This is a genomic window from Acidovorax sp. Leaf73 (assembly GCF_916855635.1).
Lineage (GTDB): Bacteria > Pseudomonadota > Gammaproteobacteria > Burkholderiales > Burkholderiaceae_C > Acidovorax > Acidovorax facilis.
In genome coordinates, this window is the sequence record NZ_CAKASI010000002.1 from 314022 (window position 1) to 334994 (window position 20973).

Genomic DNA, 20973 nt, shown 5'->3' on the forward strand with positions numbered 1-20973 from the left:
TCGTCTCATCGTGTTCATCTGCTTGCCCGGCGTTTGTTGGTTCGGCCCTTGGCGAGGCTCCCTGGGATGTGGTTCCTCATGGGGACTTGCGGACTGGGCCTTGGGGGCCTGACCCACGCTGCACCTGGACCTGCGGTCTTGGCGCCAGCGCCGACAGCCGCATGTGCCGTCGGGTGGGATCAGTTGTTGACACCCGCGCAACGGGACGCCGAAGCGCTTGTTCGCGGTTGCCAAGTGTCTGCCGCCAAATCCAGCAAACCAGTTCTGGCTGCGCAGATGGGGTTGTATCGCCACACCTCGTCGCGTCTGTTGCCTGTCGGTGCAGGCGCGCGCGCAGCGCAGCCTGCCATGACCGGCAAGCTCCCGCCCCGCACAGCCATGCCATCGCGCAGCCCCGACGCCCAGCCCTTGCGAACCAGCAGCCCCGTCGGGCTGGCACCTTTGGTAGACCGCACCGCGCAGGAGCACGACATCGACCCGTTGCTGCTGCACTCCATCGCTCGCGTGGAGTCCCGTCACCAGCCCGATGCCATCTCGCATGCAGGAGCCCGAGGCTTGATGCAGGTGATCCCCCCGACCGCGCGCCGTTTTGGCGTGGAGGGCGCAGAGCAACTGCACGACCCGCAGACGAACCTGCGGGTGAGTGCCCGGTACCTCAAAACCTTGCAGCAGCGATTTGGCAATGACCTGGAGTTGGTGCTTGCCGCCTACAACGCCGGTGAGGGCGCCGTAGAAAAACACGGACGCAAAATCCCACCCTACCGCGAGACTCAGGACTACGTCCGCAAAGTGCTTGCCGAATACGTGCTGCTGCGCGGGGTCAGCGCCAGGCAAGCGGGCTATGCCTTCACAGCGAAAGACTCGCTGTGAATTTGGCTAGCTATTTCCGGTCGGCCGCGCGTGCCGACCGCAGTGGTGGCGGGCTCGCGCGGTACACCGACATCGCCTTGGTGGCTGGCATCGTGGCCATCATCGCGCTCATGATCGTGCCGCTGCCGACCTGGGCCCTTGACACCCTCGTGGCCGTCAACATCTCGGGCGGGGTTTTGCTGCTGCTGCTGGCCATCTATGTGGCCAATCCGCTCGAATTTTCCGTGTTCCCCAGCGTGCTGCTGATCAGCACGCTTTTTCGGCTGGCGCTGTCGATCGCGACAACCCGCATGATTCTTTTGCACGGCGAAGCTGGCCACATCATTGACACGTTTGGGAACATGGTGGCGGGCGGCAATCTCGTGGTGGGCCTGGTGGTGTTTCTCATCATTACCGTGGTGCAGTTCATCGTCATTGCCAAAGGCTCGGAGCGCGTGGCTGAAGTCGCCGCGCGTTTCTCGCTGGATGCCATGCCTGGCAAACAGATGTCCATCGACTCGGACCTTCGCTCGGGCCTGATCGACAAGGACGAGGCCCGGCGTCGCCGTCGCCAACTGGAAAGCGAAAGCAAGCTCAACGGCAGCCTTGACGGCGCCATGAAGTTTGTCAAAGGCGATGCCATCGCGGGCATCATCATCATCATCATTAATCTGCTGGGAGGGCTGGCCGTGGGGGTGCTCCAGCAGGGAATGCCCATGTCCGCAGCGGCCATCAAGTACTGCATCCTTGCCATTGGTGATGGCATGGTGACGCAGATCCCCGCATTGCTGGGGGCCATGTCCGCAGGTCTGCTGGTGACGCGCACTACAGACGATGAGCATGACAAACATCTGGGCGACGCCATTGGTAGACAACTGACGGCCAAGCCCCGCGTGTTGCTGGTGGCCGGTGGTCTGAGTTTTCTTTTCGCGGCCGTGCCTGGCTTTCCCGCTGTGGTCTTTGGTCTGCTGGGTCTTGTGTTCTTTGGGGCTGGGGCCATGCTGACGCCCGCGTGGCGGGAGCGCTGGGAACGCTGGATCGGGCCGAAGCTGGTGGCTGTGCGCCGCAAGCCTGCGCACGCCCCCGAGTTGATGTTCACCGATGCCATCCCGGTGCGTCCCAACGTGCCCCTCCTACTTGAGTTGCCTGCCGGGCACCTGCGCGGCGAAGACAGCCGTGACCTGCTGCACGGCCTTGAAGGCGTGCTCGACCATTTTCAGTTGCACCTGGGCCTGCGTTTGCCGCGCATCGATGTGCACATGGTGCCCGCGCCACCTGCTCAGACGCCGGCGCCAGCGGTGCCGGGGTCCAGCGCACTGGCCCTCGAACCAGCCGCGCCAGCGCCTGCTTGGCGCCTGATGGTGCACGAGGTGCCGGTTGCCCAGGGCGACATGGTGGCCGACGGTGTTGCGGCGGCACTGGCCACGGCCGTGCGGGAAGCTCTCCGTCGCAACGCCGCGCTGTTCTTGGGCACGCAGGAAACCAACCTCTTGCTGACCCGTGCCAGCGCCGACCTGCCCGATGTGGTCAAGGAAACCCTTCGTGCTCTGCCTCTGGCACGGGTGGCTGAAATCCTGCGTCGCCTTGTGGAAGAAGAGGTGGCCATCCGCAACCTCCGCGACATCCTGGAGACCCTCGCCGATGCGGCCCAGCGGGAGAAAGATGTGTTCGCTCTGACGGAACTGGTCCGGATCGGACTCAAGCGCCAGCTGTGCTATCGCTACGCGCCGACCGGCCGCCTGGGCGCGCTGCTTATCGATCCCTCCGTCGAGGAGCTGCTGCGATCCGCTGTGCGGGTCAACGGCGGGGTGCAGCAGCTGGCGCTCGATCCTGCGCAAACCACGCAGTTGATTCAGAAATTCACGCAGGCCATCGCACATCACCGGCCAGCCGCCATCGTGACGGCGGTGGACATTCGCCGCCACGTACGCAAGTTGATCGAGATCGAGTGCTTTGACACTCCAGTGCTCAGTTACCACGAATTGGTTCCGACGCTGCACCTGGGTGTACTGGCCCATGTCGGAAAAGACGACGCCCCCATGTTGCAGGGGGCGTCGTAGTAAGTCGGTCGGCAGTCGCCGACTGTTTTCAGGCGGAGTCTGTTCTTCAACAGCCTCGCCGATGAGCGTATGCGCTGATACCAACAATGAGTTCAAATAAGGGAGTGAGAATGGGAGTAGTAGCTAAGGGGAATTGGAGTCCGTTGCTGTCGGGGCCAAAGGCGGGCGCGTGGCGCGCCTGGGCGGCAAGCTGTGCGTTGGGTTGGGCGTTGTGCGCCACGGCGGTGCAGGCCTCGCCCATTCCTTTCGGGGAGAGACAGGTCGATATGACCGTGCGAGAGCAGCCGATTGCGGCGTTCTTGCAGGACTTCTTCGGGACCATGGATGTACCCGTGTCGGTAAGTTCTGGTGTCAAGGGCGCGGTCAACGGCGTGTTCCGAGGTACGGCCGAAAAAGTGTTTTCCAGCATCCAGCGCTCATTTGGGCTCATGGCCTACTACGACGGCGCCGTCGTGCACGTGTACACACCGGCAGAGGTCACGACACGCACCTTCGCCATGCGCCAGGGAGATGCTCGCCAGGTCATCAATACCGCGCGTGACATGAACATCATGGACTCGCGCAACACCCTGCGTGTGAGCCAGAGTGGTGGGCTCATCGCCAGCGGAAACCGACGGTTTGTAGACTTGGTCGGCGAACTGGCTTCAGGTCAGCAAAGCCAGTCCACCACGCTGGCTCCCGTGGGTTTCAAGGTGTACTACCTGAAATACGCATGGGCCCAGGATGTGAGTGCCCAGTACGGCGGCACCGTCACGGTCATCCCTGGTGTGGCAAGCATCCTGCGTTCTTTGCTGACAGCCCAGCGAGGTAACCCGTCACCGGCACTGACGCAGTATCGGGGCGCCTCTGAGCCGGGTCTGCGCGGCCAGGGCCTGGCTCGACAAGGCACGCTGGGAGCCGCTGGTGCCAACCCCATGCAGGCCTCTGCCGAAACCGTGCAGCAAGCCTGGGGCGGCCGACCTGGAGCCGTAGGAGGTGTGCAGGTGGCCACCGTGGACGCGGCGTTGCTGGAAGGCCTGGGCGCGGCTTCGGTCGCGAACCAGGCCCGTGTGGAGGCCGATACCCGTCTCAATGCAGTGATCGTGCGAGACCTCCCGGAGCGTCTGCCTTACTACGACGAGCTCATCAAGTCGCTGGACATTGAGCCCCAGGCCCTGGAGATCGAAGCCACCATCATCGACCTGAGCACCGACAAGTTGCGTGAGATGGGTATCAACTGGCGCCTGAGTGGCGACCGCTATTCCTTCCTGTTTGGCAATGGCGCCGCCAGCGACACCAGTCTGCTGGGCAGCACGCCGGTTCAGAGCATTACGCCGGCAGGCGAGGGCGGATTCATGTCCCTGGTGCTGGGCGGGCGCAACAACTTTGTGGCGCGAATCAATGCATTGCAGAACAAGGGCGTAGCCCGCATTGTTTCGAGCCCCCAGGTCATGACGCTGTCCAACGTCGAGGCGCTCTTTGACACCAACAAGAGTTTCTACGTGCGCGTGGCAGGTCGAGAGCAAGTCGATCTTTACAAGGTGTCGGCAGGGACCTCCTTGCGTGTCACGCCCCATGTGTTCCAGGAAGGCTCAGACGTGCGCATCAAGCTGCTCGTCCAGATCGAAGACGGCGGCATCAATGGAGCCAGCCAGGTTGATTCGATCCCCATCGTCGAGCGTTCCTCCATCAATACCCAGGCGCTGATCGGCGCGGGCGAGAGCCTGCTGATTGGCGGCATGGTCAAGGAGTCCAGCAGCGAAGGGGTTTCCAAGGTTCCATTCCTGGGCGATATCCCCCTGGCGGGCGCGCTGTTCCGCTCGAACAACGACCAGCAAGAGCGGGTGGAGCGCCTCTTCCTCATTTCGCCCCGCCTCATCCCTGCACGGCGCGCGACCAATGCATCAGCACCCACGGGGCCACTGCGGCCCGGTGGCGCCGTGGCTGCCCCACCCATGCCTGTACTGGAAGAGACCACAACGTCTACCCGCAACCCCGCGACGGGCGATCCCAGACCTGGCGTAGCCCAGGGGTTGGGTGAGCAGGCGCCGTGAACGAATCGAGCGAACGAGGCCCGCATGTCCGGGCCGAGGAGTACCGTGGAATGAGCACAGAAACTTTGTACGAACTGCGCGTTCTCAGCGGCGAGCAGCGTGGCGCATCTTCTGTCATTCAGCCTGGGCAGACGCTGCGCATCGGACAGGACTGGATCAATGAAGTCGTGCTTCAGAAGGCTGAAGGCGTTGCTGTGTTGTCGTTTTCGCCCACAGGCATCTTGGTTTTGCAGGTGCAACAGGGCGGCGGTGCCGTAGCCCACAGGACGCTGGAGGCAGGCGCGCGCGCAGAGCTGGGCTTGTACGAGCCGTTCACTGTCGGAGGGATCCGGCTTGCCGTGGGTCAGCTCGGTGCGCAGCAATGGGCGCCGCTGTTCACCGACGCGGCACCAGACGGAGGTGCCACGTCGGCTACACCGCATGCGCAAGAGTCTGCTCCTGCCTCAGAAGCAGCCTCGGAGGCGCGTTCGCATGCTGGTATGGGTGCGTCTGCTTCGCAGGCCTCCTCTGCCGCAGCTACGCCAGCAAAGGACCCTGCAGCCATGGCGGCAGGCCAGACGTCCCCTTTGCAGCGCTGGCGCTCGCGCCTGATGCTGGGCGGCACCGCGTTGGTGGGCGTTTCTGTGTGCACCCTCACCCTGGCCTGGGCCATGGGGCCTTCCACCCTGAGTCCGCAAGAGCACGCCGCGAACATCCGCCAGACCCTGTCGCACCTGGGCATGCCCACACTGAATGTCGAGTCCCGCAGCGGGCAGCTGTACGTGACCGGGCACCTGGAGTCCCAGGCTGAAAAGGCCAGACTGGAAAAGGCGCTTGCAGACCGTTCGCCCGCCCGGCTCTCGGTATGGGTCAATGAGCAGGTGGCAGCCAGTGTGGCCGAGGTCTATCGACTCAACGGCATCGCTGCGCAAGTGGAAGCTGCTGGTGCGGGGGTGGTGCGGGTGCGCACGGCGGTGTCTGATACGCGGCAGCTTGAGCATGTTCAGGCGTTGGCTCGCCGTGATGTGCCGGGCTTGCAGCAGCTGGCCGCTGTCAACGAGGCTCCCCCTACGCCGCCTCCAGCTGCATCGGCCATCCACGATCCTGGCAAGCGTGTCGCTGCTATCGTGCCCGGAGAGCCTGCCTACCTCGTCACCGTGGACGGCACCCGTTACTTCGAGGGGGCCATGTTGCCCAGTGGGCACCGCATTGTGGCCATCCTGTCCGACAAGGTGCAGATGGAACGCGAGGGCGTGGCCAGCGTCCTGTCGTTCTGAAGCCCCGCATGAACCGCTTCACCACCAGCGCATCTGGGCACCCAGGTGAGCCCACCGCACCACGTTTACCTCAAACCTTGAAACGTCACCGTGCCACATCGGTCCTCGGATCGATCCCTTGTTCAACCACCCCGCTGGCAATCACCGCCAGCACCACCTGCAAAGTAGGAGTCAGAGCATGAGCAATTCCATCAATCCGCTGGCCATGGTCGCCACCACTGGACTGAGCAGCTCCCAAAGCCGCAGCGGCAAAGGCGCTAGCTGGTTCGAGGTCATGGCCGATGCCTGGGGCAAGACCCTGGACGCCAAAGCGAGTGAAATCGAGGCCGCAGGGGATGCCCTGGCCGACGGCAACGACAAGCCTGCCCACATCACCCACATGACCATGCTGGCCCAACAAATGGGCTTCATGTCCAACAGTGCTCACACCTCCTTGCAATCGGTGGGCACGGCACTGGAAACCATGGCCCGCAAACAGTGATGTGGCGCTGACACCATGAACGCCACTACCACCATGAGCCTTTCGCTTTCGGGCGCAGACAGTGTCGGCGTCTCGGCGGGGCAGAGCTCCGTCCAGGCCGGCTATGGCATCTCATTGACCGACATGTCCGGCTTTCACGAGGCTATTGCGCGTGCAGAAGCGGGCGCGGGCAGCACGCTGCAGGCCCAGCCTGTGCAGGCAATGGGCGAGGGGATGCAGGCTCTCTTCAAGCCGCTCGAACACATCAACGCCGAGGCGGTCTCGCTGGAGGAGCATGCGCAAGCGGCCATGGCAGCGGGCAACGACATGACACCGGGTGAGATGGTCATGCTGACCGTCCGGGCGCACGAGTTTCTGTTCCACAGCCAGCTCACCGCCAATATCGCCAACCGCACCTCTGACGGGCTGCAACAACTGTTCCGCCAGCAGGCCTGACCGCCCGCCTTGACCGCTATATCGCATGAGACCGCTACTTTCTGCCAGAACGCACCTGCGCACTTGCCCCATTCCCGGGGCCAACGCCCGCAAGGCTAGGACACCCTCCTGGCCCGCGCGTGTCCTCGTCACGGTCACGCTGGCACTCCTGGCCGGATGCTCCCAGCAGGAGCTGTATGGCCAGTTGACCGAGCGCCAAGCCAACGAGATGGTGGCCGTGTTGCGCAATGCGGGCCTGCATGCAGAAAAAGCGGCCTCGCGCGACGGCAAGGCCTTTGTCGTCAGCACCCGGCCTGACGACTTTTCTCGCGCTGTAGAGATCTTGCACGCCGGAGGGTTCCCACGGGACTCCTTCGACACCCTGGGCCAGGTATTCAAGAAAGAGGGCTTCGTGTCATCGGCACTCGAAGAGCGGGCCCGCTTCACCCATGCCCTGTCGCAAGAGCTCTCGGCCACGCTTTCCAGCATTGACGGCGTGGTGCAGGCACGGGTGCATGTCTCTGTGCCCGAGAAGAATCCCCTGTCCGACAAGCCCCAGCACTCGACGGCCTCGGTGTTCATCAAACACCGCCCCGGGGTCGACCTGAGCCAGCAGACGGGCAAGATCAAAGCCCTCGTAGTCAACGCCATGGAGGGGCTGCCCTACGACAACGTCACTGTTGCCATGTTCCCCGCCGAACCTATTCCACCGGCGGCCCCGCCGTCATTCCTGGGCGGTTTGTGGGCGCAGTATGGCGGCATGGTCATGCTGGTGGCGGGGCTGCTTAGCCTCATAGCGGCCGCCGTGGCGGCCATGGCCTGGTGGCAGCGCCGCCCTGCAGCCGCGGCAGCCTTGGCCGAGACCGGGCTGGCATCCATGGTCGGCGCCGCAGTGGCACCGCTGCGCCGGGGCGCCGCCGTTGCGGTCGCATCCCCCGCGCAGCCCCGTGTCGGCAGCGAGTCCTGAGATGCAGCCCGTGGACCTGGGTGAAGACTCGGCGTTGACCCATGTGGCCGCGCAGCGGCGCGCGCGGGCAGCGCTTGCGCGGCAGTTGCAGGCCGAGCCATTGAGCTGGCAGCAGCTCATGTTGTGTCCTCTGTGGGTGGCCGATCCCGCGCCGGCCCGCGATGCACTCAGCGCCTTGTCTGGCATCTACTGGCTCAAGGCGTCGCTGCGTGCCTGCATCGACGGGCGGCAACTCGCACCCCTGTCGCGCAGCGTTGGGGTCGGGCCCTTCCGTGCTGCCCTTGACGCTCCGGACACCCCGGAACTGCTGGCGCGGGCACCTCGGCCCCTGCTGCCGCCTGCCCACACGATCGTGTCGTACGTTCGTGCCTGGGGTCAGGCGATGCTGCTGTGGGGTTGCGTGCACGAACTCCAGGCGCGCCTTGCCCACCACCTTGGCTGGAGCGCCTCGCTGGCTTTGCTGCCCACGGTGGGCTCTAACCCGGCCTGGGCCCAGTCCGCGTTAGAGCAGGCACATGCGGCCGCACCAGCGCTGGCAGCACCCGCCAGTGTTACCCCGCAGACCGAGCCCGTAACCCCGTTGTCCACACCGTCATGAGTTACCTGCTCACCCTGCACCAAGACGCCACCCTGACCCTGGCCACCACGGAACGTACCGTGCCGGCGCAGCACGTTCAGGCGCTGGAGAGCGCTCTGGACCTGGCCGCTGCGCTGCAAACGCTTACCAGCAGTGCTCGTGACGCGGCTGCGCAGGCGCAGCAGGCGGCCTGCGAGCAAGGTCACCGCGACGGTTTTGCCGCTGGGCTGGCACAGGCCCACCAGGAAGCGGCGGGACAGATTGCAGCAGCGCTGCAATCGCTGGCGCAACAGCACCAGCACCAGCGCGAAGAACTGCGCAGCGCCCTCGTCACGCTGGCCACTGCCATGGTGCGTTGCATGGCTTCGGCCCTGGCGCCCGATCAAGTGGTGACCGCCCTGGCGCTGCAGGCTTTTGAGCAGGTGGTACCTCCTCAGCCCGTGCGCCTGCGCCTGCCCGCAGAGCTGGTCGAGCCCGTGCGCGCACAACTTGCCACGCGTGAATTGCCCATGCCCGTGCAATGTCTGGCCGACACAGAAATCCATGGGCTGGACTGTGTGGTGGAGTCCCAGGCTGGTGCGTTGCTGGCCGGGCTCGACACCGTCCTGGCAAGTGCTGCGCAGCGGATTGAAACCTCCCAGCGCCAGATGGCGGCCCCCGAAGCCAGGGCCGCCTGAGCGCGCCACCGATTTGCGACATGCACGCCGACGCTTCCCCTCGCCCTCTACTCGATCCTGCCATCCTGGCCTCGCTGCGCTCCATGCAGCCGGTGGCTGCCCGGGGGCGGGTTGTGCAAGCCTTTGGCACCACATTGCGCGTGAGTGGATTGCGTGCCGTCATCGGCCAGCAATGCCTGATTCGTGACCCCGCGCAACCGCACGGCAACGTGCTGCGCGCAGAAGTCGTCGGGCTTCGCGAGCATGACGCCATTCTTGTGCCACTGGGGCACCTGCACGGCGTCTCGATGGGTGCCGAGGTGGAGCCTCTGGATGGCGGAGAGCTCATTCCCGTGGGCGACGCCCTGCTGGGCCGCGTGCTCGATGCCTTCGGCACACCCCTGGATGGTCACGCCCTCCCGGCCCACTTGCCGCTCCGCGCCTTCCACGCCGAGCCACCCAACCCGCTGACCCGGCGGCCCATTGATACCCCATTCATCACCGGGGTGCGTGCGCTCGACGGATTGCTCACCATCGGTGAAGGTCAGCGACTGGGCGTGTTCGCCATGGCCGGGGGTGGCAAGTCCACCTTGTTGGGCATGCTTGCCAAGCTCGCACACAGCGATGTCAATGTCATTGCCCTGATTGGCGAACGGGGGCGTGAGGTCAGCGAGTTTCTGGAGGACAGCCTTGGCCCCCAGGGCCTGGCCCGCTCGGTGATCGTTGTCTCCACCTCCGACCGGCCCGCCATGGAGCGGCTGCGTGCCGCCCAGACCGCCACCGCCATTGCCGAACACTTCCGCGCGCAAGGGCGGCGCGTGCTGCTGATGATGGACTCCGTGACCCGATACGCCCGTGCGTTGCGCGAGATCGGCCTGTCGGTGGGGGAGCCGGCCGTGCGCCGTGGCTTCCCCCCCAGTGTGTTTGCAGAGCTGCCGCGCCTGTTCGAGCGGGCGGGTAACGATGCGTCCGGTTCCATCACCGCTTTCTACACGGTTCTGGCTGAAGATGAAGACGGCTCCGATCCTGTGGCCGAGGAGACCCGCTCCATCCTGGACGGCCACATCGTGCTTTCGCGCCAGCTTGGGCAAGCGGGGCACTACCCGGCCATTGACGTACTGGCCAGTGCCAGCCGTGTGTTCAACCGCGTCACCGATCGTGCCCACCAAGACGCAGCCCTGCGCGTGCGCGCCCTGATGGCCAAACACGACGAAATCCGCTTCCTGCTTCAGGTTGGTGAATATGCGCCAGGCAGCGACGCCCTGGCCGACGACGCCATCGCCGCCCAACCTGCGTTGCAGGCCCTGTTGCGACAGCGGCCCGACGAGGGGACACCTTTCGAACAAACCCTCGCTGCGCTGCAGCAGTTCCAGCGGTGACTGTGACCAGCCTGCTTACACCTTGGGGGGCTCGCCCATGACCGCCTCCGCCATGGCCCAGCAACTGGCTGCTGCCAGTCAGCTGCAGCGACTGCGTGCGTTGCGCGAGCGCAAAGCCTTGCAAGCCAGCCAGCAGGCCGAGCGCGAGTTGCAAGCTGCCCAGCAAGTGGTGCGCGACCGCGAAGCCCAGATTCGCCAGCTGCAGGCCCGCAGGCTGGAGTTGCAGCACAGCCTGATTGGCCCCTACGCCGCCCGCATGGGGGTGGTGGCCGGCTACGCCAGTGCCGCACAGGAGGCGCTGGACGACCAGCTCGAACGCGCTGAATACGCATTGATCGATGAGGAAGAAGAGCTGATCAACGCGCGCACCCGTGCCGCCTCAGCCCGCACCGCGTGGCTCCAGGCCGTGGTCCAGCACCAGGCTAGCACCACGCTACGCGATGACGCCCGCCAAAGCCTGCGGCGCGAACGTGAAACCACGCTGGAGCGGGAAGACCCCCCGCTGCGGTCAGCCTCCTGAGGAATGCCCTGTGAGTGACCTCCGTCCATCGACCCCTGAACGAAAAACCCATACCTCCGACACTACCGCCCGGGCCTCACAGGCCAGCGGCTGGGTGCCCCCGCAGGCGCGGCGGGACTTTGATGCTGCCATCCGGCGGGCCGGCGAACGCAGCGACAGCCGGCTCAAGGACCAGGACGACCCCGAACCCAACGACCTCCCTCACACCGAGGCTCCGCCCCCAGGCCTTTGGGGGCAGCTGCCGCCACTGACCGGGCACACCGGGTCGGCAGGGGAGGGCAGTGCCCTTATGGGGGGCAGTGCAGCCCTCACCGCACCCGCCCCACCCACCGGCCTCCTGCCAGATTCTCTGCCCATGGCCCCACATGCGGCCGCGCCCGGGGTGGGTACTCCGTTGCGCCTGCAAGTGCCGCTGGGCGGTGCCGAGGCCGCCACCCTGGCCCTGCGCCTTGCCCAAAGCGGCAACGGCCAGTGGCAGCTGCGCATGGGCACCGATGCCACCACCCGCCAGCAACTGACCCCGCACCTGGAGCGACTGCGCGACCGCCTGCGCGAACACAGCCACGGTCGCATGGACGACCTCGGATTTGACGATGACACCGTGGCCTGATACCGCCAGCCCAGCCGCAGTGGCGGCACCTCCCCCGCACGCCCCACCAGTGCCCGCGCCGGCGTGGCTCGTTTTTTGTGGCCCGGTGGGCGCACACCGGGCCGAGCTCTGGCTGCCGCTGCTGCCAGAGCCAGACTCTTGCCTGTGTGAATCTCAGCCCCCAGCCCCAAACCCGGATGCACCAACAGCCTCCTCAGGCAACACTGGTCGGGATGCCACCCAGCCTGCGCGCACCTCTGGGGACACCGTAAAGGAGTGGACCGGACCGCGCCTGATGCTGCAGCTGGCGAAGGCAGAACCGCTCATCAGTGCTGTCGAGCAATGGCTGCGCCACCCCTGGCTGTTGCAGCCCGGTGAAGCTGCGCCAGCAGTCGCCCTGGAATCCGGCACGTGCGAAGCCGTGGTGCAGACCGCTGCACTGGCCCCTGTGGGCACGCGCCTGCGCCTGCCTTGGGCGGCATTGTCGGGTCCGCCGGCCGACTGGCTGCAATCCCCGCATGTCGCCTGGCCCAGCGTGCGCACGGAACTGTGCCTGGATACAGCGCCTGCCGCCGCAGTCGCAGACCTCGCTGAAGGCTCCCTGGTCTGGCTCACGCCCTCTCTGGGGGGCGAGTGGCCCGTCACCGTGCGGCCCATCGGCGGCCACCTTCCGGTGCGCGCGGGTGTGCTGGTACGCAGCCCTGCTGTTCGCACTGGTGCCCCGCCCATGGCCGAGCCCCTGGGGCTGGACCTGCACGCGCCGCAGCCCACGGCCACCGAGCCGCTCGCCACAGACACCCATGCCAACACGGATGCCGATGCCGAGATCGTCTGGCACGGCATACCTGCCATGGGGCTGGAGCAATGGCTGTGCTGGCAGGCTCGCCCAGCGATGCTATCGGTGCCGGCCGCACCTCTCGCATCGACAGCACCGGTTCGCCTTCGGCTACCACCCATGCTGCCGGGGGAGCTGCACTTGCAGCAGGGTGGTGCGTTGCGCGCCCACGGTGATCTGGTTCCTCTGGCCGGTGGCTACGCCATTCGAATCCGCGGCGCCCTCGGTGCCACACCAGCCGTTGGGCCTGAAGCCCCCTTGTTTTCCGCTGAACCATCCACCGGGCGCGCGTGCGGCGCAGCCCATTCGCAGACACCATGGACCTGAATCAATTTACCCCTTCCTCGGCACTGGTCACCGTGATCGTTGTCTCCCTGGCGCCGTTTGTGGGCGTCATGGTCACTTCCTTCACCAAGATCATTGTGGTGCTCAGCCTGCTGCGCAACGCCCTGGGCCTGCAGCAGGTGCCACCCAACGTGGTGCTCAACGGCATGGCCCTGGTACTCACCATCTACGTCATGCTGCCCGTGGGGTTGGACATGGCCGAACGTGCCCGCAGCGTCTCCAACATCGGCAGCACCTCTGGCATGCTGGCGGTGGCCGATGCGGCTAAAGAGCCCCTGCGCGACTTTCTGGTTCGCCACTCATCCGCCCACGAGCGCGCTTTCTTCCTCAAGACCGCCCAGAAAACCCTCAGTCCCGAACGTGCTTCCCAGATCAGCGAACGCGACTTTGTGGTGGTTGTGCCCGCCTTCACCGTCAGCGAGCTGTCTGCAGCGTTCCAGATCGGGTTCCTTATCTTCCTGCCCTTTCTCATCATCGACCTGGTCATCGCCAACATCCTCACTGCCATGGGCATGATGATGCTCTCGCCCACCACCATCTCGCTGCCGTTCAAGCTGCTGCTTTTCGTGCTCGTCGATGGGTGGGTCAAGCTCACCCACGGCCTGGTGCTTTCCTACGGCCACTGACCTCGCCGCCGTGCATCGCCTTCCCACTCTGACCATGCCCTTTGTACGCCATGTTTGAAAGCCAGACCATCCAACTGCTGTACCAAGCCCTGTGGCTGGTGTTGCTCCTGTCCGCGCCACCGGTCATCGTGGCCGCGCTGGTCGGGCTACTGGTTGCCCTGGTGCAGGCTGCCACCCAGATTCAGGAGCAGACCCTCCAGTACGCGCTCAAGTTCTTCGCCATCGTGCTCACCATCTTCATCACCGCATCGCTGCTGGGCGGCACGCTGTACCGCTACACCGACCGGGTCATGACCGACTTCCCCGCCCTCGTCAAACGCTGAGGCCACCCACCCATGGGAGATACCTTTGCCGCGGTGAATAACGTCAGCGAACTGGCGCTTCTGGCCGCGCTTGCCAGCGTGCGCTTTGCTACCGCCTTCGTGCTGTTGCCCCTGCTGGCCCAGGAAACCGTGCCCCAGCTCGTGCGAGGCGCCATTTTTCTTGCGTTCGGAGTCATCACACTGGCCCTGCAGCCTGCGGTCAACGTCACCGGCTGGAGCGTTTCCCAATGGATCGGGTTGTTCTCCAAAGAAGCCTTCATCGGCCTGGCTCTGGGCATGCTGCTGGCCGCTCTACTCTGGGCGTTCGATGCCGCCGGCGAGATCATTGACGGCGCGATCGGACTGTCGCAGGCGCAGGTCACAGACCCTCTCTCCGGGCGTCAGACCTCGCTTTCAGGGGCCTTCCTGGGTCGCTTGGCTGTGTACCTGTTTATGGCCTCGGGTGGCCTCATGCTCTGGATCGGCGTCCTCATGGAAAGTTTTGTGCTGTGGCCCCTGGCCCAGCCTGGCCTTGCTCCGCGCCCAGCCGGTGTCACCTTGTTTGAGAGTGCCTTCGCGCAGTTTGCGGGCCTGAGCTTCCTGCTCGCTGCGCCCACCCTGGTAGTCATGTACGCCATTGACCTGGCGCTGGGCCTCATGAATCGTTTCGCGCCCCAGCTCAATTTGTACTCGTTGTCCAGCTCCCTCAAAAGCGTGGCTGCCATCCTGCTGTGGTTGGTCATGCTCACCACCTTGGCCAAGACACTGCTGAACTACCTGGCTGCCCTTTTCCCGACACTGCTGCACAAGATGCAGACCGTGCTGCCCACCTGAACACCCAGCGAGCGCCGGCCTCGGGCTTGGGGTTTGAAGCGTTTTGTTGCAAATGCACCCCCTCCACTAGGAGGCTTCCCAATAGCGCAAGCGGGCGCAAGTTTTTACGATGGAGACATCCCATCTTTCATCCGCGTCCACACATGGTGACCTCGTCCTCTCTCTCGTCGCTGACAGGCCTCGCTGGCCTAGCGCCCCGGACTGACGCGCTCCGGCCAACCTTGGACAACGGCGACACCGCGCGCCTGTTTGGCTATACCGGCAGCGACGCCGTCGCCCGCACCTTGTCCGTCCCCCCCTTCAGCGGCGACACCCCGTCCCAGCTGCAATCCCGGTTCATTGACTGCCTCTTTACCCGGGGTTGATCTCCGCCCCCCGCGCGCCGCTCCTTTGCGACAGCACCCATGGCCCAACCCATCCCCGATCTGACCCTGCGCGATCAGCCCGACTGGGCCGGTGCAGCAGAGGTCCTCATCGAAGGCTGCGCCCATCTGCCCTCACGTGAAGACCGCGTGCGCTGGATGGAGCGCCTGTGCCTCTCGCTCGGCGATGCGCTGTACCCCGCCTTCCTGCAGGTGCTTTGCCGCATTGGCGAGCATGGCAACCCCCAGGCCCAGGCTGCGGTCGCCGATACCCTGGTGCTTGCTCTGCAAAGCGGCCGCTTGCCCTCGGGGCGGCACGCCGCATGGGGGGCGCAGTGGGACGCGTCCGTGCGCGCCACCCGCACCATGGGCCCAATTGAGTACCTGTGCGCCTGGTTCGCGCAGCCCGACGGGCGCGGCACCCTCGGGGCCGTGGCTTTTGACCAGGCCGCACGCGCACTGGTGGGCTTGGTATCGCACAGTGAAGCGGCCCGGCGCCTCTATTGCGCCAAGCTCTACAGCGTGGCCGACGACCCCCTCGACGGGGCTTGGACCCGCAGCAGCCGCCACGCACTGCAAGCCATGGCCCTGAGCTGGTCTCAGGCGGACCCCGAACCCTACCGTGCGGCCACCCAGGCGGTAGAAGCCTTCATGGCTGCGTCCCGCCACGGTGAACAATCCGCGCCGGCTGCAACGGTTGGCGCGCTGGCGCAGGGCTGGATTCCTCCGGCCTCCTGGCGTTGAGGCACCGATACGCCGCTCCCGTGCGGCCCGTTGCACCCTGCTATCCCACCTTCACCATCTGGCATGTCTGAGCCATGGGCCGCGCTGGCCCCCATTCGGGCCATTGCTCCTGGTGGCCGCGTTGTAGCCTTGGGGGGGTACTCGGGCGGCGGCCAGGGCTTCGGCGGTGACGGGCTATGGCCCGATGAAGACCCCGCAGCCTCCCAGTCGCCTGCCCACTTGCTGGATGCTCTGCTGCGGCTGGAGCACGCCGACCTGCGGGCCTGGGTACACAGCTTGGCGCAGTCCCCCAGTCGCCGGGTCCGACCCTGGTACCACCAGCTCGACTACGCCGACACAGACACACTGTTGCAGCACCTCGCAACGCGCCTCGATGCAGCGCACCTGGCAGGCTTCACCCGGGTTGCCGTTCAGGAGCAAGATCTGGCGCGCTGGGGTGAACACCTGGCGCGCAGCGCCAGCGATCGCGACAGGCTCGGCCTGCTGATCGCTCTGGTTGGCCACGGTACCGCCGTGGGGCCCGTCCTGCCCAGCCACCCCCAGCCAGACGGACTGCGCGCTCCTTTGATCGGCCGTTTGCTGAGTAGTCTGCACGGCCGTACCCATGCCCTCGACACTGCCTTGCAAGCCATGCTGCCGCTCCCCCTGGCTCCGGCACAGGCCGTGGCAATGGTCAGGGCCATACTCACCACCCTGTCACCACCCCGCACCCCGGTGCGCACGCGGGCCGATCCCGGAGCCCTGCGGCAGGCGCTGGAGGCCTGCGCCACCGCCAGCGATGCACCCGCCAAAGCCACCCTGTGGGCCCTGGCCATACCTGTCGCTGCCCAAGGGGCGGCCCTGCCGGTGCTCGCCCCTGCCCTTACGCGGCTGCTTACCAGCCAGACCTGTGCCATTGTCAATGTCCTGGCCCAGCAGCACCCTGACGGCCAGGCGCTGGCTTGCTACCTGCACACCCTCTGTGCCCAGCAGCGCACCCACGAAATCCGGCTCATTCACCACCAGCTATGCCAGGGTCACGACGGCATGCACCCCCCTGCGGAGTACCTGCATTACTGCGATCGGCGCGGGGCATATCCCCATGCCATGGCTCTGGGGCACTACCTGGGGGCTTGGGCCATGGTCACCGGCAATACCCCAGGCGGCCCTCCCGCAGGCGCAACTGCGCCAGTGCAGCTCTCTCCCCATACCCAGACCATCGGACGCGCACCGCAAGCCGCTCACCAAGGAGACCTCTGGCTGGCAGGCACCGCATATGCCGCCCTCGGGCCTGCCCAGAGTGCAGAGGCGAGCAAGTTCCTTGCGGAGCCTGTCTGGCAACAGAGCGGTCCGCAAACCGCCTTTTGGGCGGCTTATCAGCGCGTGTTGCAAGCCCATTGCGGTGGGCTATCGCCACTCCTCCTGGCAGCCTCCGCACCCACCCACTGCGGCACAGCGCCCGTCATCGGCACACCCTATGTCCCCTGAACCCGTCATCCTCTATCAAGGTCCACGCTTGCGCATTCGCCAGTTCCATAGCCGCGACGCCCAGGCCCTGGTCACCATGCACCGCGACCCTCGCGTACGCGCGCACCTGGCCGACGATGCACCGCTGGATGAGCCCCGTGTCGCACACCGCTTCATCGCGCACATGCAACAGTTCTATCTGCAATACCCTGGCACTGGCATCTGGTGTGCAGAGCGGGCCCAGCCGCCTGACTCGGACACCATTGCCGACGCACTGCGTGCGCACGCCGAAGGCGATATCGACGCTGTGCTGCTAGCCAAGCTTGTGCAACCCCGATGGGTTTTTTGTGGCTGGTTCAGCCTGGTGCATTTGGAGGAGGATCCGCAAATCCTGGAGATCGGCGCGCGACTGGCGGCACAGGCCTGGGGCGGTACGCTCGCACTGGATGGCGGGGAGTGGCTGCTGCAGTACGCCTTTGGCGCCTTGCGGCAAACGCATGTGCTGGGCCACTGCGCACCCACCAACCGCTCTGCCGCGCACTGTCTGCAAGTGCTGGGCTTCGGCTGCCAAGGTATGGCTACTTACAATGGCACGCAGGCCCGGCGCTACCGCCTGGACCAGGCCCAGTGGCAGGCGTGGCACACCCAGTCCCGCCGCCAGCGCCAGCGTGCGGTGCTCAGCGTTTCTCCGACATAAACCTGCAGCGGGTGAGGGGAGGTGAGGGGAGGTGAGGGGGATGGGAAGAGGGATGGCACGGGGCGTGTTGGCCCCTAGAGGCTCGCCCCAAATGATGAACGATGCACCTATCTCAAACGATGCGCATGCCCGATGACGTGATGCGCAGGCGGCTGGCGTCCACCTTCAAGAAGCCCTCGATCATCTCCTTGCCAAGCTGCCGCATCTGCGCCTCCAGCATCGGATCAGGCTGCCGCTGCAACTGCACCTGCGTCGTTGCCATCAGCATGCCCAGCATCACCGTGGCGTCATACATGCGCTGCTTCTCCGCGTCGGTCACCTGGGCGAAATCTCGCTCTGCCGCAAGCGCTCTGCGCAACTGATTGGCCAGCGGCTTCACATGGCTGTTGCTCACATTCTGGTTGTTGTAGGCCATATAGGCTCCCGCGAGAAAAGATGCCAGCCCCGTGGCCACATCGTTGGTCGGCACACCCAGCTGTCGCGCCACCTGCGGGTACTGCTGGTGCAGTTCCAGAAACCCCTGGCGCATTTGTGGACGCTGCGCCGGCGGGTAGTAGCCCACCAACATATCCAGTGCTGCCGTTCTGCCATTGCGCTGAAAGCCGGTGCGCGCCAACTGCGCTGTGGATACGCCGCCCGCCACCCCCTTGCGGCTGGCGCGCGCAGCGCGTTGGATTTCGTTGTTCAGCAAGTAGCTGCCAGCGCCCACGGACAGGCTCATGCCCGTGTCCGAACTCATCCACCAGGCACTGGCAGGAGTCATGGTTGCGAAGGTGATCGCTACAGCAGCGCAAAGATCTTTCAGGGATTTCATGATCAGTGTTCAGTCAAAAACGCGGACAGTTCCGCAACCCAGCCAGCCCTGTCCGGGGCACAAAGAAAAGTCCAAACATCCCAGGTGATACCTGTGCATGCAGAACGGCCTTGGACTTCCAGCGGTGCCCACCAGGCGCACAAGGCGGCCACATCGTATCGGTCGAGGAAGAAAAAAACGGACCGAGGAACGGTCCGTTTCGTTTGTTGCAAATCGCGATATCCGCCCGTCGGGCGGACAGGGCTTATTGCTTGCGAGCCATGCTGCTCATGCCTTCGCCCAGCGACTTCAGCGCGGTATTGAACGCATCGGTCAGCAGCTTGAACTCCTGGCTTACAGCCTGGAACTCTGCGTTGACAGCCTGCATTTCCTTGGCAGCATCCTCGCCGTCACCACCAGCGGCCTCCTTGAGCTTGCCCGACAGCTCCACCATCTTGGCGGCCTTGTCGCCCATGGCCTCGCCCATGGCCTGGGCAATGGCCTGCAGCCAGCTCTTGGCACCGGCTTTGCCACAGCCCCTGCCGCCTTCGCCCGTGCTCTCGGCCATCTGGTTGCGCACGCTGTCGACGATCTGCTGCGCAATGTCGTCAACCGACTTTTGGATGTCGCAAGATGCCACGTCGGAAATTGCCTCACCAGCACCATCGGTGGGCTTGCAGTATTCCTGCATCACCTCGTCGATCGCCTGGCTGATCGCGTCTTGCAGGAACTTCGGCATGCCATCTTCGCGTTGCAGTGTTTGCGCCGCTTGTTGTGCGCCGCCGCCCATGATGGTGCTGACCAAGTTGGTCGTTGCATTCAGGATGTTGACTGGCGAGAAGCCTTCCAGCGTCTTGCTCATGTCATTGCCACCCAGCAGGCCGCTGACCATGCCACTCAGAAACTGCGAACCGATGCCACCGAGCAGGCCGCCCATGCCCATTCCGCCGCCGCCGATCAATGCGGAACCCACGACGCCAACTGCTGCACCCATAACAAACTCCTTGAAACTGGCCCATCTTCGGGCCGTGATTGGTTGGAACGACTCCTTTGCCTGCACAGGTCGCCCTGGCAAGGACCCCATCGGGCTGCGGCTTTGTGGCACTGGCTCCGTCGGGACAGCCGTGATTGAACCGGCTTTGGGTCTGCCGCGCTATATGTGCGATTCCCAGCTAGGAATGCCCCTAGCTAGGGAGGACACCTACCCGCGCACCTCTCTGGCCCAGGATCCGCCCGCCCGCAAAGCATGCGCGGATCACAATTTCAGTATCTATTTTTGCTATAAAAATAGTAGCTAATTGCGCTTTGTAGAAAAGCGCTGGCGGCATATTTGCTTTGGATATCAGCCGTTGCCCAACACTCTGTCATCCTGCCCCGGAGTAGCTCAGCTCCCAATGCCAGATACCTGTCGAAGCCCTTGTCGCGCGCTTCGCCTGCGTGCGACTCGTTGCAACTGAAGACCTTTGCAACGCGCTGCCCAGCCCGTCCGTGCGCGTTGTGCACAGCACGCCGTGAACAGATCGCGCAAAGGTGCTTACAGCACCCTCTGTGCCATGGTCATGCGGGTCAGGTGCACCGCAGAGTCGGCCTGCATCTTGCCAAGCACCCGGCCGCGGTGCAGTTCCACCGTCTTGGCGCTGATGTTCAGGTCCCGGGCGATTTCTTTGCTCATCTTGCCGTCCACCACCCCGCGCATCACCTCGGACTCCCGATCCGTCAGCGTGGCCAGCCTGCGCTGGAACTCTGCGCACGCTGGTGGCCGATGCGGCGCGGCCGGTGCCTCAAACGCCTTGGCCAGCGCCTGCTCCAGCGCACTGTCTTCAAACGGTTTTTCCAGGAACGTGATGGCGCCCTTTTCCATGGCCTGCACCGCCAGCGGCACGTCGCCGTGCCCGGTCATGTACACCACCGGCAGTGGCCACTGCGCACTTGGCCCTGCAATACCCCGCGCAATCAGCACGTCATGCACCTGCAACCCTGACATCCCGGGCATCCGCACATCCAGCAACAAGCAGCTGTCGGCCAGCGTGCCCGCTTGCATCTGGTGCTCCAGGGTGGCAATGGCGGCGTTGGCATCCGCGAAATCCAGAACCCGGTAGCCCGCACCCTCCAGCCACCAGCGGGCCGTGGTGCGGAAATCTGCGTTGTCGTCCAGCAGGTACAGCGTTCGTGTCGTCGGTCCAGCGTGCGTGACTGTCATGTGTCCAT

The 20973-nt window shown here is 65.1% G+C and carries 22 protein-coding genes; 19 read left to right on the forward strand and 3 right to left on the reverse strand.

Annotation, left to right across the window (positions count from 1 at the left end):
* Positions 1 to 348: 348 nt before the first annotated feature.
* From LPA35_RS07785 to LPA35_RS07875, 19 genes are all read left to right on the forward strand, one after another.
* A complete protein-coding gene (locus LPA35_RS07785; RefSeq protein ID WP_228896305.1) occupies positions 349 to 870 on the forward strand; it encodes a lytic transglycosylase domain-containing protein in 522 nt (173 codons plus the stop codon).
* Positions 867 to 2909 carry an FHIPEP family type III secretion protein gene (locus tag LPA35_RS07790; protein WP_304505253.1) on the forward strand — a complete coding sequence of 681 codons (2043 nt, stop codon included), beginning with the start codon at positions 867 to 869 and terminating at the stop codon, positions 2907 to 2909. The genes LPA35_RS07785 and LPA35_RS07790 overlap by 4 nt, the downstream gene beginning before the upstream one ends.
* Positions 2910 to 3175: 266 nt before the next feature.
* Positions 3176 to 4942, forward strand: a complete 1767-nt coding sequence (sctC, locus tag LPA35_RS07795) for a type III secretion system outer membrane ring subunit SctC (RefSeq protein ID WP_228896306.1) — start codon at positions 3176 to 3178, stop codon at positions 4940 to 4942.
* Positions 4943 to 4992: 50 nt separating this feature from the next.
* A complete protein-coding gene (locus LPA35_RS07800) occupies positions 4993 to 6198 on the forward strand; it encodes a hypothetical protein (protein ID WP_228896309.1) in 1206 nt (401 codons plus the stop codon).
* A gap of 178 nt (positions 6199 to 6376) precedes the next feature.
* The gene (locus LPA35_RS07805) at positions 6377 to 6679 is read left to right on the forward strand and encodes a hypothetical protein (RefSeq protein WP_121421082.1); all 303 of its coding nucleotides are present in this window, start codon (positions 6377 to 6379) and stop codon (positions 6677 to 6679) included.
* Positions 6680 to 6694: 15 nt separating this feature from the next.
* Positions 6695 to 7114 (forward strand): hypothetical protein, encoded by a 420-nt coding sequence (locus LPA35_RS07810; protein ID WP_228896311.1) that lies wholly within the window; start codon positions 6695 to 6697, stop codon positions 7112 to 7114.
* A gap of 25 nt (positions 7115 to 7139) precedes the next feature.
* Positions 7140 to 8060, forward strand: a complete 921-nt coding sequence (gene sctJ, locus LPA35_RS07815; RefSeq protein ID WP_218301756.1) for a type III secretion system inner membrane ring lipoprotein SctJ — start codon at positions 7140 to 7142, stop codon at positions 8058 to 8060.
* Position 8061: 1 nt separating this feature from the next.
* Positions 8062 to 8658, forward strand: a complete 597-nt coding sequence (locus LPA35_RS07820) for a hypothetical protein (RefSeq protein WP_142143642.1) — start codon at positions 8062 to 8064, stop codon at positions 8656 to 8658.
* A complete protein-coding gene (locus tag LPA35_RS07825) occupies positions 8655 to 9314 on the forward strand; it encodes a FliH/SctL family protein (protein WP_228896312.1) in 660 nt (219 codons plus the stop codon). Before LPA35_RS07820 ends, LPA35_RS07825 begins: the two co-directional genes overlap by 4 nt.
* A 20-nt stretch (positions 9315 to 9334) precedes the next feature.
* Positions 9335 to 10672 carry a FliI/YscN family ATPase gene (locus tag LPA35_RS07830; RefSeq protein ID WP_228896314.1) on the forward strand — a complete coding sequence of 446 codons (1338 nt, stop codon included), beginning with the start codon at positions 9335 to 9337 and terminating at the stop codon, positions 10670 to 10672.
* Positions 10673 to 10709: 37 nt separating this feature from the next.
* A complete protein-coding gene (locus tag LPA35_RS07835) occupies positions 10710 to 11192 on the forward strand; it encodes a hypothetical protein (protein ID WP_228896316.1) in 483 nt (160 codons plus the stop codon).
* Positions 11193 to 11202: 10 nt separating this feature from the next.
* The gene (locus tag LPA35_RS07840; protein ID WP_228896318.1) at positions 11203 to 11802 is read left to right on the forward strand and encodes a hypothetical protein; all 600 of its coding nucleotides are present in this window, start codon (positions 11203 to 11205) and stop codon (positions 11800 to 11802) included.
* A 274-nt stretch (positions 11803 to 12076) separates the two neighbouring features.
* Entirely contained in the window at positions 12077 to 12943 is an 867-nt protein-coding gene (locus LPA35_RS07845) for a hypothetical protein (RefSeq protein WP_228896320.1), read from the forward strand.
* The gene (gene sctR / locus LPA35_RS07850; protein WP_218301763.1) at positions 12934 to 13587 is read left to right on the forward strand and encodes a type III secretion system export apparatus subunit SctR; all 654 of its coding nucleotides are present in this window, start codon (positions 12934 to 12936) and stop codon (positions 13585 to 13587) included. The genes LPA35_RS07845 and sctR overlap by 10 nt, the downstream gene beginning before the upstream one ends.
* A gap of 50 nt (positions 13588 to 13637) precedes the next feature.
* The gene (gene sctS, locus LPA35_RS07855; RefSeq protein ID WP_142143659.1) at positions 13638 to 13910 is read left to right on the forward strand and encodes a type III secretion system export apparatus subunit SctS; all 273 of its coding nucleotides are present in this window, start codon (positions 13638 to 13640) and stop codon (positions 13908 to 13910) included.
* A 12-nt stretch (positions 13911 to 13922) separates the two neighbouring features.
* Entirely contained in the window at positions 13923 to 14723 is an 801-nt protein-coding gene (sctT, locus tag LPA35_RS07860; RefSeq protein WP_228896321.1) for a type III secretion system export apparatus subunit SctT, read from the forward strand.
* A 404-nt stretch (positions 14724 to 15127) separates the two neighbouring features.
* A complete protein-coding gene (locus LPA35_RS07865; protein WP_228896322.1) occupies positions 15128 to 15829 on the forward strand; it encodes a hypothetical protein in 702 nt (233 codons plus the stop codon).
* Positions 15830 to 15892: 63 nt separating this feature from the next.
* On the forward strand, positions 15893 to 17296 hold the full coding sequence (locus LPA35_RS07870) for a hypothetical protein (protein WP_228896323.1): 1404 nt from the start codon (positions 15893 to 15895) through the stop codon (positions 17294 to 17296).
* Positions 17286 to 17972, forward strand: coding sequence for a GNAT family N-acetyltransferase (locus LPA35_RS07875; RefSeq protein WP_228896324.1), 687 nt, complete (start codon positions 17286 to 17288; stop codon positions 17970 to 17972). Before LPA35_RS07870 ends, LPA35_RS07875 begins: the two co-directional genes overlap by 11 nt.
* Positions 17973 to 18084: 112 nt before the next feature.
* On the opposite strand, the gene LPA35_RS07880 is transcribed toward LPA35_RS07875, so the two are convergent.
* From LPA35_RS07880 to LPA35_RS07890, 3 genes are all read right to left on the reverse strand, one after another.
* A complete protein-coding gene (locus LPA35_RS07880; protein ID WP_228896325.1) occupies positions 18085 to 18786 on the reverse strand; it encodes a DUF6683 family protein in 702 nt (233 codons plus the stop codon).
* A gap of 244 nt (positions 18787 to 19030) precedes the next feature.
* Entirely contained in the window at positions 19031 to 19759 is a 729-nt protein-coding gene (locus LPA35_RS07885) for a hypothetical protein (RefSeq protein WP_218301769.1), read from the reverse strand.
* Positions 19760 to 20299: 540 nt separating this feature from the next.
* The gene (locus tag LPA35_RS07890) at positions 20300 to 20965 is read right to left on the reverse strand and encodes a response regulator transcription factor (RefSeq protein ID WP_218301770.1); all 666 of its coding nucleotides are present in this window, start codon (positions 20963 to 20965) and stop codon (positions 20300 to 20302) included.
* Between the last annotated feature and the right edge of the window lie 8 nt (positions 20966 to 20973).

Coding starts and splice junctions, on each gene's coding strand:
- sctS (WP_142143659.1), top strand. CDS start 13,638: ATGTTTGAAAGCCAGACCATCCAACTGCTGTACCAAGCCCTGTGGCTG.
- LPA35_RS07820 (WP_142143642.1), top strand. CDS start 8,062: ATGCAGCCCGTGGACCTGGGTGAAGACTCGGCGTTGACCCATGTGGCC.
- LPA35_RS07805 (WP_121421082.1), top strand. CDS start 6,377: ATGAGCAATTCCATCAATCCGCTGGCCATGGTCGCCACCACTGGACTG.
- LPA35_RS07875 (WP_228896324.1), top strand. CDS start 17,286: ATGTCCCCTGAACCCGTCATCCTCTATCAAGGTCCACGCTTGCGCATT.
- LPA35_RS07825 (WP_228896312.1), top strand. CDS start 8,655: ATGAGTTACCTGCTCACCCTGCACCAAGACGCCACCCTGACCCTGGCC.
- LPA35_RS07785 (WP_228896305.1), top strand. CDS start 349: ATGACCGGCAAGCTCCCGCCCCGCACAGCCATGCCATCGCGCAGCCCC.
- LPA35_RS07845 (WP_228896320.1), top strand. CDS start 12,077: ATGCTGCAGCTGGCGAAGGCAGAACCGCTCATCAGTGCTGTCGAGCAA.
- LPA35_RS07890 (WP_218301770.1), bottom strand. CDS start 20,965: ATGACAGTCACGCACGCTGGACCGACGACACGAACGCTGTACCTGCTG.
- LPA35_RS07800 (WP_228896309.1), top strand. CDS start 4,993: ATGAGCACAGAAACTTTGTACGAACTGCGCGTTCTCAGCGGCGAGCAG.
- LPA35_RS07830 (WP_228896314.1), top strand. CDS start 9,335: ATGCACGCCGACGCTTCCCCTCGCCCTCTACTCGATCCTGCCATCCTG.
- LPA35_RS07885 (WP_218301769.1), bottom strand. CDS start 19,759: ATGGGTGCAGCAGTTGGCGTCGTGGGTTCCGCATTGATCGGCGGCGGC.
- LPA35_RS07880 (WP_228896325.1), bottom strand. CDS start 18,786: ATGAAATCCCTGAAAGATCTTTGCGCTGCTGTAGCGATCACCTTCGCA.
- sctC (WP_228896306.1), top strand. CDS start 3,176: ATGACCGTGCGAGAGCAGCCGATTGCGGCGTTCTTGCAGGACTTCTTC.
- LPA35_RS07835 (WP_228896316.1), top strand. CDS start 10,710: ATGACCGCCTCCGCCATGGCCCAGCAACTGGCTGCTGCCAGTCAGCTG.
- sctT (WP_228896321.1), top strand. CDS start 13,923: ATGGGAGATACCTTTGCCGCGGTGAATAACGTCAGCGAACTGGCGCTT.
- sctR (WP_218301763.1), top strand. CDS start 12,934: ATGGACCTGAATCAATTTACCCCTTCCTCGGCACTGGTCACCGTGATC.
- LPA35_RS07810 (WP_228896311.1), top strand. CDS start 6,695: ATGAACGCCACTACCACCATGAGCCTTTCGCTTTCGGGCGCAGACAGT.
- sctJ (WP_218301756.1), top strand. CDS start 7,140: ATGAGACCGCTACTTTCTGCCAGAACGCACCTGCGCACTTGCCCCATT.
- LPA35_RS07870 (WP_228896323.1), top strand. CDS start 15,893: ATGTCTGAGCCATGGGCCGCGCTGGCCCCCATTCGGGCCATTGCTCCT.
- LPA35_RS07865 (WP_228896322.1), top strand. CDS start 15,128: ATGGCCCAACCCATCCCCGATCTGACCCTGCGCGATCAGCCCGACTGG.